Below are 13,907 nucleotides of genomic sequence, written 5' to 3'. Positions count from 1 at the left end.
TTTATATTGAAAAATACTACAACTCAGTAAGAAGGCATGGCACCCTAGGGTATAAAAGTCCCATGCAGTACGAACAAGTTAATTAAACCCTGTGTCTACTTTATCGGGGTCAGATCATCAACCTGATGGCTGACGGCTGAAAGCTGACAGCTAGTTCCCCTACCAAGTTCCGCTTATTTTCATTACACTGCTCCAATACAAAAATAATTATAAAAATTGAGAATGATCATGACGTCGAAATTGCTTAAACCTCTTTGCTGTGTATTTGCACTAAGCCTTGTGGGCTGTGGTGGAGGTGAGGTGTTTACTGCTCCTGCTAGTAGTGAATTTGCCCATGGCAATGAGCTACTCAGTGCCACGGCGCTTAGTGAGGATGCCAGTCACGCGTTAGTGGCAACCCAATCTGATGTGTGCGTTTGGGATAATCAGATAAAAGCGCGTCTATACGATTGTATAACAGGGCAGGGCGCTGAACATGTTGAGCTTGTGGGTTTTAGCGCTAACAAATCTCGTTTTTTCATTTCAAATCGATTATCGGTGACTTTATATGATACTCGCACAGGGCGTAGTATTGGTACTTGGCTTACCGGGCAAGAAATCGCTAGAGACATCGCTATTTCAGCCGTAGGCGATACGTTGGTTATCGCTTATCGTAGCGGCAAGGCTGAGGTAATAAATACTCGCACAGGTGATACTAAGCGTTTTGATATTCATCGCTTAGATATTAATAGCGTGGCGTTATCGGCTGATGGTCAGTGGGCGTTTACCGGCTCAAGCGACAAGTACGTTAAGCTTTGGTCAACAAGAGATGGTAGCACTCGCTTTGAAGAGCGTTTAGCGACTAGAGTGAATCACGTTACTTTAAATAAAACAGCAAGCTTGGGCTTTGCAATTGACTCGGTTGATGATCGTGTATTCTTTGATTTAGCCAATAAAAAAGAGTTATCAGAAGTGGCTTCATATTCTAACTTTATTGAGTTCACTGCATCGCAATTTATTAATCGAGATAAATGGCTATTAACTGGGTCGCCAAAAATGAAGATGCGTTTATATCGCGTTGCAGATGGTGAACTAATCGCTGAGTACGAAGCTAAACAACAGCGCCAGCGAACGTCAGTACTGAGTGTGGCTTACGATGGTAAGCAGCTATATTCAGAAACCAGTGACGGCCTATTGCAAGCTTGGCCTTATAAAGCAAATAAAAGCTAAAACAAAAACGCCTACTTGCAGTAGGCGTTTGTTTTTGAGTCCGATTAAATTAGTAATCAAACTTATGCTTGGTAAACAAGCTTTGCACTTGTTGCCAAACTGCACCAGGCTTACCATCGCCAACTAACTTGCCATTTACTTTTACAACTGGGCCAACTTCTTTAGTGGCGCTAGTGATCCATACTTCGTCGGCATCAAGTAACTCGTCTTTACTAATAATGCGCTCTTGCACTTTAAAGTTACTGTAACTGTGAAGAATATTGAGGATTAACCAGCGGGTGATCCCCGGTAAAATTTGGTTATCAAGTGGTGGCGTACTGATCACACCATCTTTAACAATAAACACATTACTTGAACTAGCTTCGGTAATTTCTTCTAAGCGGTTAAATAGAATAGTTTCTTTGTTGCCCGCTGCTGCACCGTGCTGGTAATGGATCACGTTGCCAAGCAGTGCCGTTGATTTTATATGGCAGCGTTGCCAGCGACGGTCTTGCTCAAGCGATACAGTGTAAGTTGTTGCATTGTCGATATCGCCTTTTGGCTCTGCCGGAATTTCAAAAGCAAACGCGAATACGGTCGGGGTAATATTAGTTGGGTAACCGTGGGCACGTTTAGTATCAGCGCCACGGCTCACGTGTAAATAAATCCCTAGATTATCACCTTGGTTTTTCTCGCATAAATCATTACAGATTTTACGCCACGTATCGGCACTGTAATCGAGCTTAATTTCAAGTTCGTTTAAACCGTTATTCATACGCTCAATATGTGCGCCAAAGCCAAGCATTTTGCCTTGGTATGATGGGATCACTTCATAGATGCCATCGCCAAATAAGAAGCCGCGATCCATGGGTGAAATCTTTGCTTCATCAGCGCCAAGGTATTCACCGTTTAGGTATACCGTGCCCATTGTTAAACCTCATTCTCTGTCGTAAAGCCGCCAAGTTGGCGAAGCCGAGTTATTAATTGTTGACCATGCATTGCATGCAGGCCGTCTTCGGTGAGCTCATTTTTATGGGTGACGCCATCGACACTACCGCGCTCACTTAGGTAATGTAAAATGTTGAGTGGCTCAATATCAGCCAACAAATCAGTGTTATGCCAGCGACTTAAAAAGGCAATGAGTCCGTATGCTGCCCAGTTAGATACATCGGCGAGTAACAGCTCATCACAGGTTGTTAAACAAGGAGTGATGTTTAGCGCTTGCATATGCTGTGCAAGGTTACCCATGCCTATTTCGTTTCCGCCATCACCAATCGCTATGGTGGGGCAAGGTGCTTCTGTCACAAAAAAATCAAAGCAGCCGCAATGCTCCGAAATATCAATACCGCGCATATTATAATAACGCTGATGCTCGTTAAGCCCCGGGCGTTCTATTGATAAAACACACTCAGGTTTTAGCTGCGCAAGGGCTTTAATGCTAAAAGTGTGTGCATTATCAATGCTATTTATAGGTAGCTCAAAACAGTTAAAGTCATTTTTCAGGGCACTGTAAAGGGGGTTGCCAGTAACCAAAATAGGCTGTTTACCAAGCTTTTCGAGTACCTTGTAAAGTGCAATTGCACCAACCGGACCATCAGTCTCGAAGGTATTGTTGACCGCAAAGCCCGTACCTATCAACACAGTACCTTGTACTTTATAAAGGTATTTTGCTGCGCGTAAATACGTACCCGTTAGTTGTTTTGCGTATAAATGCTGCATACCACGCGGGTTTTGTTCAACCATCATGGTTTCAATGTGTTGGCTGAGCGCAGCGTCGCTTAGGCTTACTGACATAGTGCTTTAATCTCTTGAATGAGTGCAATACCCGCTTCATTATCGCCGTGTACACACAGGCTGTCGGCATTGAGTGCCAACTGCTGGCCACTTCGCGTTGTAACTGTGCCATGTTCAATTAACTGTTTAACCTGAGCTATTAGCGCCTGTTTGCCGTGTACGCTGCCCGCTAAAGAACGTGCAACAAGCTTACCTTCGTCTGTGTATTGACGGTCGGCAAACGCTTCTAAAATGAGTTCTAGTTGCAGATCGTTTGCTTGTACTTTGTGTTTGGCAGCTTGGTTGGTAGCTAAAATCATTAATTTTAATGGCTTTGCATAACTTGCCACTGCGCGCATAACGATATTCAGCGTTTGCTCGTCACTCATCATGTCGTTATACAGTGCGCCATGTGGCTTAACGTATTCGAGCGTTAAACCATGTACTGCAGCCATACCGTCAATTGCAGCAATTTGATAATGCAGGCAATTGGTCAGCTCTTTTTCGCTCATAGCCATTGAGCGGCGACCAAAGCCTTGCTTATCTGGGTAACTTGGATGTGCGCCAATCATTACTTTGTGCTGCTTGGCGAGGGCTAGGGTGTTTGCCATCACATCGGCATCGCCAGCATGAAAGCCACAAGCAATATTTGCCATATCAATATGTGGCATAACTTGCTCGTCTAAGCCCATTTTCCACATACCGAAGCTTTCGCCAAGGTCGCAGTTTAGTTTCATCGTCATTTATAACGCTGCCATTTTACTATTTGGAATATCGGTGATCAGCATGTGCCCTGGGCTATGCGTGATACAAAAATCAGGAGCCGCGTTAGCAATCGCAACTTGTGGAGTAACACCACAGGCCCAAAATACGGGCACTTCGCCTTCTTTAATGGTTACCGCATCACCAAACTCAGGTTTGTTGATATCTTTAATGCCAATTGCTGCAGGGTCGCCAAAATGCACTGGTGCACCATGTACACTTGGAAAACGGCTGCAAATTTGGATGGCACGAATGGCATCGGCAGGTTTCATTGGGCGCATACTCACAACCATATTGGCGTGGAAAATCCCCGCACTCTGACAAGCCATATTTGTCACATACATAGGCACATTTTTTTGCTCGCTGATATTTCTGATCTCAAGACCCGCGGCAATCAGCGCTTCTTCAAATGAGAACGAGCAACCAATTAAAAAGGTGACTAAATCGTCGCGCCAGTGACGGGTAATATCGGTTACTTCTTCAACCATTTGGCCATGTTTGAAGACGCGGTAACGAGGTAAATCGCTACGAATATCAATGTCTTCACCAACACTTGGCATATCGGCAACGCCCGGTAAGCGACTAGAGGCAATAATTGGGCACGATTTTGGGTTTGCTTGACTAAACTGCAAAAAATCAAACGCGTACTGTTTGGGTAAAATGACTAAATTAGCCTGCACAAAGCCCGGTGCAAAGCCCGATGTATTACCACTGTAATCTCCTGCGCGAACCATTTTTCGTATAGCTGCGGGAGTGGTTAATGATGCATTTTTTTGCATATACCGATCCTTACCAAATGCTTAACTGATAGTTTTACAATAACACTCAGTTCAGATCATTAATAGTAACGGGTAACTGTCCCGTTGCAGGAGCTTTTCCTAGTAATACTTTTGCCAATGCTGTGAAAGCTGGCCCTGCAATTTTCTCATCAGTATCTACATCAATATTGTAAGCATAAGTAGCAAGTACAGCGTCGCTAAATTTCCCGAATTGGGCAATATCGTAAGGGGCACGTAAGCTTACAAATATAGTCTTCTTATGGGCTAATTTTGCTTGTTTTAGCAATGACTCTAATGCCGCAGATTGGTCGGCTTTAGCAATTGCAAACTCCGGGTTGTCAGCTAAGTCATCCATCCCGCCGACTTCAACAGCACTTTGTTTTGGTGACGCATTGGCGGCAATGATTATATCCGCTTCGTTAATTTCTTTTAATGTTGCAAGCGGCTCATAACCTTGCAAACTTGTGCAGCTAAAGCTGATTAACTTATCGGTGTTGTCAATTAACGCCTGCTGAAGAGCATAGCATTTACGGGTATCTGGCATAATAATATGCACTTTGCTGTTCGATTTAATGCTAAGCGGTAAGGTGTTTTTCTCGTTTTTCACTTCAGTGATAGCAGCTAATGCTAATTCGGCTTCTACTTTTCTATGGCTTTGATCACCGAGTAACAGCTGCGCTTTTTTGATGGCTGCTTTGTCATCAAGCAACGAAGTGAGCTTAAACTTTTCTTTAAGTTTTAAAATGCGTGTAGCAGAAGCACTCATTTCGTTGGCATTTAACGTGCCGCGTTGTACTTCTTGTTCTAATCGCTCAATCAGGGCTTCAAGCACAGCTAAGTCTTTAGGGCTTCTGATTTCGATTGGCATCAGGGCAATATCAACACCCGCTGCAAAGGTATTTACGACCGCTTCAATTGGTTCAAAAAAGTGGCTGATCCCCGCCATATCAAGAGCATCTGTGATCACCACACCTTGATAACCAAGTTCGTCACGTAATAAGTCGGTGATGATTTTGCGCGACATCGTTGCAGGCTTGATCATGGTTTTGCCTTCTTTACTGACAAACGTGCTGTCGTCGAGGGCGGGGTATTGGATATGTGCAGTCATGATCATACCCGGTTGTTGGTTTTTAATAATTTCTTTAAAAGGGGGTAAGTCTTGCTGCCAAATGGTTTCTTTATCATGCATTACTTTTGGCAGACCTGTGTGGCTATCTACATTGGTATCGCCATGCCCCGGAAAGTGCTTTAACGATGAAATAACGCCGTTGTTTTCAAACCCAGCTACTTGGGCACCACCTAGTTTTGCAACCAATTGCGGATCTTCACCGTAAGAGCGCACGTTAATAACGGGGTTATCTGGGTTCATGTTTACATCAACCGTGGGTGCATAGTTAACATTAACACCCAGTGCTAATAGCTCGTCGGCAATAATGCGGGCAGACTCAGTCGCGAAGTGGGTACCATGTTCTTTATAGGTCGCGCCAATCGACATGTTACCGGTAAACGATGTACCTACATCACGAGGAATACGGGCAACTCGGCCGCCCTCTTGGTCTATCGAAATAAACAGCGGTAAGCCTAACTCTGACTTAGCAGCGGCTTTTTGTAGGTCATTGTTAAGTTTGATCACTTGCGGCACAGTATCGATATTTTCTGCAAATAAGATCACCCCACCAATGTTATGTTTAGTGATGATATTTGCTAAATCGGCCGGCAGTTCTGTCACCGGTGTACGGCATTTTTGCTCACCCGGGTCTTGCTCGCAGTAATAACGTAGGTCAAGCATGAGCTTTTGCCCTAACTGTTGTTTTAAAGTTAATGCAGACTCAGCAAATGATGATTGTAATGGCATGAAACATCCTAATCCGATAACCAGTGACGATAGTGCAAACTTATTTAACACAGCAAGCTCCAAAGCAAAACGCTTATTTAGTTTTTAGAATAAATTATTCTTGATGTTAATGGGTTTTTAAATATAAATACAGTATTTTTTTGCTACCCTAGCGGTTTTTGAGTCCGACTGCAAAAAGCTAAGTTAGATCACCAAATAGGGCTAATAGGCTTAAGTAACCAAACCTTTATACTGATGAAAAGCGTGGCAAGTTGATAATTTATCAATTTAATGGGTCGCTTTTTAGTACAATTTAAAGTAATAATATATTCCATAATCATCAGCGTAAATATGACAAGCCTGGGGGCGAGATGGCTTTAACTCGATTGCACGCATTTAAACAGCAAATTAAACCTTTTTTACCAGAGTCTGCATTAATAGAAGATTACTCGCGCCGTTATGCGTACGGGACAGACGCCAGCTTTTATCGATTAATCCCTGAATTAATTGTATTAGTAAGCAATCAAAATCAAGCCCGGCAAGTGATCATTGCTGCCAACGAGCAACAGGTACCCATCACATTTCGCGCCGCTGGCACGAGTTTATCTGGGCAAGCAATTACCGATTCGGTATTAGTTTTATTGTGCGATAGTTGGAGCAAGTTTGAGATTATTGATGACGCCGAGGCAATCCGTTTACAACCGGCGATCATTGGTGCTCGAGTAAATCAAGTATTAGCCCCGTTTGGTAAAAAAATTGGCCCTGATCCCGCTTCAATTAATAGCTGCAAAATAGCCGGAATGGCGGCAAATAATTCATCGGGCATGTGTTGTGGGGTGGCGCAAAACAGCTATCACACAGTAAAAGATATGACCCTCATTTTTGCCGATGGCACTGTGCTAGATACGGCTGATAGCCAAAGCTGTAATGCCTTTTTACAAAGCCATAGTCTTTGGGTTGATGAACTAATGAGCCTTGTTGATAGGGTAAAGCAAAACCCCGATTTGAGTGAGCGCATCGCCCATAAATACCGTTTAAAAAATACCACGGGTTATGGTTTAAATGCACTGCTGGATTTTTCTGATCCAATCGAAATCATTAAGCACTTAATTATCGGCTCTGAAGGCACCTTAGCTTTTATCGCCGATATCACTTACCACACCGTGGTTGAGCATAAGTACAAACACACAGGTTTCTTTATTTTTGACGATATCAGCAAGGTGTGTGAGCTGGTACAAAGGCTGAGTGAAGTTGATGTTGCGGCCGTTGAGCTGCTAGATAAACGTGCCCTGATGTCGGTATCTGAGCACGCCATATTGCCAAAAGAAGTGGCCAGCTACCCAGAGCAATCAGCGGCACTGTTAATTGAGTTAAGAGCTGAAAATGCACAGGCTCTCGATGTGCTCACAAAGGTCACCGAACAACTTCTTGCTGAGTTTAAGCAAAGCCAACTGGCAGCGATTGAGTTTTCAGCAGACAGCGCCCGTAATGCGGCACTTTGGAATATCCGCAAAGGCACCTTTCCTGCGGTTGGCGCAGTGCGCGAAACTGGCACTACTGTGATTATTGAAGATGTTGCTTTTGCTCTTGATAAATTAGCTGAAGGCGTGAATGCGCTGCATCAATTATTTATCAAATATGGTTATGATGAAGCCATTATTTTTGGGCATGCCCTTGCCGGAAATCTGCACTTTGTATTCACCCAAGCTTTTGATACACCAGAACAAGTAAGCCGATACGAACAATTTATGGCTGATGTGGCGAACTTAGTAGCGGTTGAACTAAAAGGGTCATTAAAAGCTGAGCATGGTACTGGGCGTAACATGGCACCGTTTGTTGCCACCGAATGGGGAGACGATGGCTTTGCGGTGATGGTTGCGCTTAAAGCATTATTCGATAAACAAAATATTCTTAACCCTGGGGTTATTATAAATCACGACAAAAATGCTCACACTCAGCATTTAAAAGTCATGCCAAAAAGTGATGATATTATCGATACCTGTATTGAATGTGGTTTTTGCGAAGTTGTTTGCCCGTCAAAAGGGCTTAGCTTAACACCGAGGCAGCGTATTACTTTATGGCGACACCGCACCGAGTTACACAATCAATTGCTAACAACCGAAGATTTAGCAAGCAAGCAGAAGTTAAATCAAAAGCTCAGTGTTATCGAGGCCGACTTTAAATACCTTGGTATTGATACGTGCGCGGCAACGGGCCTTTGTGGCCTTAAATGCCCGGTGGGAATAAACACGGGCGAATTTATTAAATCGCTCAGAGCAGAGCAAGCCTCATCGAACAAAGTTGCGCGATCATTATCACGTTTTGCTAGCAAGCATTTTGCGGTTGTTGCTAAGGGGGCACGGTTTGGTTTAACCGTGATGCAGGTGCTCGAAAAAGCAATCGGCAGCAGTAACCTAAGAAACCTGAGTAAACCTGCTAATAAGTTGCTTGGTACACCGCTGTATTACTCGGCATGGCCAAGAGCTGAGCAACCAATTAATAGAAAGCTTCAACAACCCCAACAAGCGAAAAAGTTGGTGTATATGCCTAGCTGCGCCAGCCGGATTTTTGCGGCTGATAAACTTGCCGATGATAAGCGCCCACTGCTAGATGTTATTTATTCACTCGCAGCCAAAGCTGGCTATGAAGTGCTACTTCCGAAACAAGCCGATTCACTTTGTTGCGGTATGCCATTTGCTAGCCAAGGCTTTAATGAAGAGTCTAAAAATAAAAGTAAGCAGTTACTTACTGAGCTCGAGACGCTTTCAAATAATGGCCAATATCCCATTGTTTTTGATGCCAGCCCTTGTGCACTTACTACTCTTAATGCCGCGCAAAATACAGCTCTCACAATTTATGAAAGTGCCGATTTTGCAGCCCAGCATTTACTGCCTAATTTGCAGGTAACCCCCGTGCAAGAGCCGGTGATGCTCCATGTTACTTGTAGTTCTAAGCGATTAGGTAAAGAGCAAAGCCTAGTATCACTTGCCAAGGCATGTAGTAATGAGGTGATTATTCCAGCTGATATTGAGTGTTGTGGCTTTGCAGGTGATAAGGGCTTTAACTTGCCAGAACTCAATGGCAATGCGTTAAAAACTCTTAAACAACACGTGCCAAAAAACTGTAGTCGGGGTGTGTCTAATAGCCGTAGTTGCGAAATTGGTTTAACTGAACACAGTGGCATTAGTTATCAGTCAATTTTGTATCTACTCGATAAGCAAAGTACAAACAAATAAGTTTAGGAGAAAAAATAATAATGAAGTTCCTTACACCAGTCATATTGTTGATGCTTACGGCATGCTCAACAGTCAAACTAGACCAAAATAATGGGAGTAAGCCAACGCTTGTTGAAATCGCTCAAAAAGTAACCAGCGCTAAAGTAATTATTTTGACAGATCATACATTGCCGGGTCATTTAAATTTAAGCAGTGGTGGAGCTGCAGATAAAGAGCGGTTATTTATCGATCCTGCGGCTGATGTTTTTGCTCAGCAACTAAGTGAACATGGGTTGAAATCTACCATATTGAAAGTCGAAGACATGATCCCCGAAGATATAATCACCACTAAAGAGCAATTTGATCAAGCGTATGCAAACTACGACCAATTATTGAAGCAAGCTGTAGCACAAGGAGATACGATTATCTCTTTACACTTTGATGCTGACATTATTATGGGGAAAGATTACAAAGACAATCAACTGTATATTGGTGGCGTACAAATTATTTTGGATGAGCGTGCAGTTAGTCCAGAAACATTTAAATTAAGTTATTACTTGCTCCACGACTATCCTTTGTTTGATACCCTCAACAGTGCTGGTTTCAGAACGCGGCCTGGTTATCAGGATAAACCCCGCTATCAAAATAATTTAACCTTAAACATTACTGGTCACTCATCTGGTGGGGGGATTTTATTGGAGCTTGCACCTCAGGAACAAGCTATACGCTTATATGATACTCCCGAAAATACAGCACACGCACTTATACCCGCTTTAAGTGTTTTAGCTAAAGCGGTATCTGACTTTCGTAAGTATTTATAAAACAGTACGTTGACCTGCATTAGTAAATGCATTTAATAACCAATTTAATGCGGGCCCTGTTGTATTTTTATGTTGCCATACTAAGTCTATACAATGCGGAAAGGTGACTGTTTGGTGATCTGTTTGTAAGATCACCAAGTCACCGTCTTTGACTGCATTTTTAACTGCATGTGCCGGTAATTGAGCCCAACCAAAACCACTTTCTACTATTTCGAGCAGCATCGAGACGTCATTAACATACCAACTTTGGTTAGAAAGCCCACTATCAAAGCGCCTAAAACCTGATTCAGTATCGGTAATACGAATATGTCGTTGCAATGCCAGATCGTCAGTTGATACTTTATTTAATTGTGCTAATGGGTGGCTTGGTGCAACTACAGTGTAGTAGTGGGCATGGCCTATCCCCCTAAAAGTGACTTGCTCTGGATAGTCATCCACACTTAATGAAACTGCTAAGTTTGCTTTACCTTGCTCAACAAGTTTAAACGCGCTTTTATGAGATGCAGCTACTAGCAGTAAAGAGGTAGAGGCAAACTTTTGATTAAACTTGTCGAGAATTTTTAGTAGTTCGTATTTAGGAAATGCTAATTCGTCATAGGCAATGATTAATTCGCTTTCTATATCGGCAGCAATATGAGTAATGCGAGTTGATAAGTTTTTATGGCTATTTGTGACACTGCGAATGTCATTATATATAGCGAGCCCTTTATCGGTTAATTTAGGCGAACGTGTTGTTCTATCAAACAATAAAAAGCCTACATCCACTTCTAAATTACTGATCAAGCCACTTATAGAAGATTGTGCTTTATTTAATTTTCTTGCTGCTGCCGAAAAACTGCCTTGCTCTACAGAAACAATAAATGCTTCTAATTGTTCAATTGAGAATTGCATCTGACTTATCGCTTTAACCTATAGTTTCTAATTTTTACTAACTTAGCTTATCAGTCAAGCTAAAGTTAATAAATTGAAAAGAATAATTTATACCTAAAATAAATAAAAATAGAAATAATTTAAAGTTAAAAGGGGCAAACATGGTAGAGTTGAGATTAACAAAGGTTGCAATGTTCGTTGCTGCAGGCCTATATAGCATATGCTCACACGCGTCAGATGAGCTTGAACAAAAAGAGCAGCAAGTAAAAGATAAACAGCAGCTGGAAGTCATTGAAGTCACGTCTTCAGGGCGCAGTACGATTGCAACAAAAACAGCAATGAATATTAGCGCAATAGGTGAAGAAGAGCTACGCCGTAAAAACATCGCTGATATTAAAGCATTAATTCAAGATAGTACAGTAATTAGTTCTCCTGGTAATAGCTCTCGTTTCGCAGACTCGGTAACGGTTCGTGGTCTAAATGTGGCAAACGTTAATGCAAATAATTTAGAGCGCTTCACTACATCTACTTTAGCGTATTACCTTGATAGCACACCTCTACCTAATATCGCTTATAGAATTAAAGATGTTGCGCGTGTAGAAACATTATTAGGTCCGCAAGGGACACTCTATGGCGGTGGTAGCCTAGGTGGTACTGTGCGTTATATTACAAACAAGCCTCAACTTGGTGATTTTCAGTTCGATTTTAATACGAGTGTTTATCAAGTAAAAAAAGGCAGCGTGAGTAATGATACTGATATGACAGTGAATGTACCTGTTAGCGACTCTGTTGCTTTGCGTGTGAATGTTGCTCGATTGGATGATCGCGGCTTTACAGACCGAAAAATGAACGCGGTTTGGCTTGAAGACAATGAAACGCGTTTTGGTACTCCTGACCGTGCAAAAGAGCTCTACCAAGACGATGACTGGGAGCGAACAGACTCTGCGAGAATACAACTGCTATGGCAGCCGAATGATGATTTTAAGATTAACTTTTCACATATTGAGCAAGACCAACTCGCTCATGGTACACGTGGTGTCAGCCTTTGGGACGTTGCAGAAGCTTGTGCTGCTGAAGGGGTGAGTGACACTGATTGTACATACACAGATCCAACCGCTCCTTTACAAGTTGATGAATACACGGTGCAGTCTGTACACGAAGAATACTCTGATCGTGGGTTTAGTATGTCATCCATCGATATTGATTGGTCACTGAGCTTCGCACAGTTATCTAGTAGTACAGCTATTTATGACGATGAACGTGTAGGTCAAGGTGATTATATTGGTGAAGGGTACATTTACTATGGCTGGATCCCAGGTTTGAGTGCTGCAGATACACGCGAATCAGCTTTTATGACATTTGATAATAGCAATGAAGGCTTGAGTCATGAAACACGATTAACTTCAACAAATTCAGGGCCATTATCATGGATTGTTGGTATCTACTACACAGATACTGATAGTAGCTTAAAATTTTGGGAACATTTTAAAGGGCTTGATCAAGCCATGTTTGATGCTTGGGGAGGGTTCGATGCGAATGCGCAATACCCTAGCAGAAAACAGGGAGATATTGGTTATTATGAAGACATATCGTCAAGTTATAGTGAGCTTGCTCTATTTGGTGAGGTGACTTACGAAGTGACTGATGCATGGGATATTACGCTTGGTGCCCGTGTTTTCAATTGGGAAGATAAAGCATATAAGAACATTAGTGATTACACAGGAGCAATAGGTGTAACAGAGGATGTGTCTAAAGGTGAAGGCAAGGGAGAGAGCATATTTAAATTTAATACATCCTATGATATTAATGCCGATAACCTATTTTATTTCACTGCTTCTGAAGGGTACCGTCGTGGCGGAACGAATGGTTTTCGTGATGAAGGCGAACTAGTCGTTAAAGAGTCAACGCAGCGTTTTGAACCAGATACGACGACCAACTATGAGCTAGGCTATAAAGGCTATATGCTTGATAAGGACCTTTACATCCAAGCAAATATTTTCAAAATTGAATGGCAAAATACACAAACATATTACGATCAAACTTTAGCAGGTATTTTCCCACTCAATGGCACTGCAAATGGTCCAGACTCTGAGTCTATGGGGTTCGAAATGCAGTTGCGTTATGCACTTACAGATGAGTTAGCGTTCAAGCTTAGCAGTGCAACGTCTGAAGCTGAGTTTACAGAAACAAAAACAGTCTGTTTATACGAAGGTGCTGATGATATGCCCGACCAAGAATGTAGTACTTGGGTGGCTGGTGATAAGTTAGGTGGTGCTCCAAAATGGCGTCATAATGCCAGTGTTGATTACAATACTGAGTTGGGTGATGGTTACTTAAGCGCGAACTTACGTGCCCGCTATACTGATAAAGTATTGAGCGGTCGTCAAAGCCGTGGAGAAGATCCATTTATTTTTGATGCTTACACAACACTTGATGCATCAATCACCTATGGCAAAGACAGCTGGAATGCAACGTTGTGGATAGATAACTTAGCGAATGATTTAACACAAACATCTTATCAACGTGTAGCTGGGCCTTGGGGGTATCGTAGTATTAGTCAGCGCCCGCGTACAATTGGATTGAATTTCTCGTATAGCTATTATTAATGGTGTAAAGTAATTATTCTAATAATAAAAGATAGTGGGTGTTTAATGCTTTTTACGTA

At 42.4% G+C, this 13,907-nt stretch carries 11 protein-coding genes; 5 read left to right on the top strand and 6 right to left on the bottom strand.

The window, feature by feature from the left end; genetic code table 11:
* Window positions 1-5: 5 nt before the first annotated feature.
* Together ISP07_RS20795 and ISP07_RS19425 are read left to right on the top strand one after the other, a co-directional pair.
* Window positions 6-86 (top strand): IS3 family transposase, encoded by an 81-nt coding sequence (locus tag ISP07_RS20795; protein ID WP_366035313.1) that lies wholly within the window; start codon window positions 6-8, stop codon window positions 84-86.
* 142 nt (window positions 87-228) lie between these two features.
* Window positions 229-1,209: a WD40 repeat domain-containing protein gene (locus ISP07_RS19425; protein WP_209328617.1), complete on the top strand. Its 981-nt coding sequence runs from the start codon at window positions 229-231 to the stop codon at window positions 1,207-1,209.
* 49 nt (window positions 1,210-1,258) lie between these two features.
* Here ISP07_RS19425 and ISP07_RS19420 read toward each other — a convergent pair whose 3' ends face one another.
* From ISP07_RS19420 to ISP07_RS19400, 5 genes are read right to left on the bottom strand one after another with little or no spacing between them, the layout of a single operon-like run.
* Entirely contained in the window at window positions 1,259-2,116 is an 858-nt protein-coding gene (locus ISP07_RS19420; protein ID WP_054553387.1) for an aminotransferase class IV, read from the bottom strand.
* A 2-nt stretch (window positions 2,117-2,118) separates the two neighbouring features.
* Window positions 2,119-2,982 (bottom strand): glutamate cyclase domain-containing protein, encoded by an 864-nt coding sequence (locus tag ISP07_RS19415; protein ID WP_209328616.1) that lies wholly within the window; start codon window positions 2,980-2,982, stop codon window positions 2,119-2,121.
* A complete protein-coding gene (locus ISP07_RS19410; RefSeq protein WP_209328619.1) occupies window positions 2,973-3,698 on the bottom strand; it encodes a 5-oxoprolinase subunit PxpA in 726 nt (241 codons plus the stop codon). The genes ISP07_RS19415 and ISP07_RS19410 overlap by 10 nt, the downstream gene beginning before the upstream one ends.
* Window positions 3,699-3,704: 6 nt before the next feature.
* On the bottom strand, window positions 3,705-4,502 hold the full coding sequence (locus tag ISP07_RS19405) for a putative hydro-lyase (protein WP_054553389.1): 798 nt from the start codon (window positions 4,500-4,502) through the stop codon (window positions 3,705-3,707).
* 46 nt (window positions 4,503-4,548) lie between these two features.
* Window positions 4,549-6,357: a glycoside hydrolase family 3 protein gene (locus ISP07_RS19400; RefSeq protein WP_209328615.1), complete on the bottom strand. Its 1,809-nt coding sequence runs from the start codon at window positions 6,355-6,357 to the stop codon at window positions 4,549-4,551.
* A 350-nt stretch (window positions 6,358-6,707) separates the two neighbouring features.
* On the opposite strand from ISP07_RS19400, the gene ISP07_RS19395 reads away from it, so the two are divergent.
* Complete coding sequence (locus ISP07_RS19395) at window positions 6,708-9,572, top strand: FAD-binding and (Fe-S)-binding domain-containing protein (protein ID WP_209328614.1); 2,865 nt, start codon at window positions 6,708-6,710, stop codon at window positions 9,570-9,572.
* 20 nt (window positions 9,573-9,592) lie between these two features.
* Window positions 9,593-10,372 (top strand): hypothetical protein, encoded by a 780-nt coding sequence (locus tag ISP07_RS19390; protein WP_209328613.1) that lies wholly within the window; start codon window positions 9,593-9,595, stop codon window positions 10,370-10,372.
* Here the strand turns inward: ISP07_RS19390 and ISP07_RS19385 are convergent.
* Complete coding sequence (locus ISP07_RS19385; protein WP_209328612.1) at window positions 10,367-11,263, bottom strand: LysR family transcriptional regulator; 897 nt, start codon at window positions 11,261-11,263, stop codon at window positions 10,367-10,369. The genes ISP07_RS19390 and ISP07_RS19385 overlap by 6 nt on opposite strands.
* A gap of 140 nt (window positions 11,264-11,403) precedes the next feature.
* Between ISP07_RS19385 and ISP07_RS19380 the strand changes: the two genes are divergently transcribed.
* Window positions 11,404-13,848 carry a TonB-dependent receptor gene (locus ISP07_RS19380; RefSeq protein ID WP_209328611.1) on the top strand — a complete coding sequence of 815 codons (2,445 nt, stop codon included), beginning with the start codon at window positions 11,404-11,406 and terminating at the stop codon, window positions 13,846-13,848.
* Window positions 13,849-13,907 lie beyond the last annotated feature (59 nt).

It is taken from the genome of Pseudoalteromonas sp. PA2MD11 (assembly GCF_017808125.1).
In the GTDB taxonomy this organism is placed as follows: Bacteria; Pseudomonadota; Gammaproteobacteria; order Enterobacterales; family Alteromonadaceae; genus Pseudoalteromonas; species Pseudoalteromonas simplex.
Note: the sequence above shows the minus strand (reverse complement) of the source record. Positions and strands in the feature narration are given on the sequence as shown.

Bases quoted from the DNA above. Each gene is read 5' to 3' on its own strand.
- ISP07_RS19400 (WP_209328615.1), bottom strand. From the start codon at position 6,357: ATGCCATTACAATCATCATTTGCTGAGTCTGCATTAACTTTAAAACAA.
- ISP07_RS19390 (WP_209328613.1), top strand. From the start codon at position 9,593: ATGAAGTTCCTTACACCAGTCATATTGTTGATGCTTACGGCATGCTCA.
- ISP07_RS19385 (WP_209328612.1), bottom strand. From the start codon at position 11,263: ATGCAATTCTCAATTGAACAATTAGAAGCATTTATTGTTTCTGTAGAG.
- ISP07_RS19420 (WP_054553387.1), bottom strand. From the start codon at position 2,116: ATGGGCACGGTATACCTAAACGGTGAATACCTTGGCGCTGATGAAGCA.
- ISP07_RS19410 (WP_209328619.1), bottom strand. From the start codon at position 3,698: ATGAAACTAAACTGCGACCTTGGCGAAAGCTTCGGTATGTGGAAAATG.
- ISP07_RS19425 (WP_209328617.1), top strand. From the start codon at position 229: ATGACGTCGAAATTGCTTAAACCTCTTTGCTGTGTATTTGCACTAAGC.
- ISP07_RS19395 (WP_209328614.1), top strand. From the start codon at position 6,708: ATGGCTTTAACTCGATTGCACGCATTTAAACAGCAAATTAAACCTTTT.
- ISP07_RS19415 (WP_209328616.1), bottom strand. From the start codon at position 2,982: ATGTCAGTAAGCCTAAGCGACGCTGCGCTCAGCCAACACATTGAAACC.
- ISP07_RS19405 (WP_054553389.1), bottom strand. From the start codon at position 4,502: ATGCAAAAAAATGCATCATTAACCACTCCCGCAGCTATACGAAAAATG.
- ISP07_RS19380 (WP_209328611.1), top strand. From the start codon at position 11,404: ATGGTAGAGTTGAGATTAACAAAGGTTGCAATGTTCGTTGCTGCAGGC.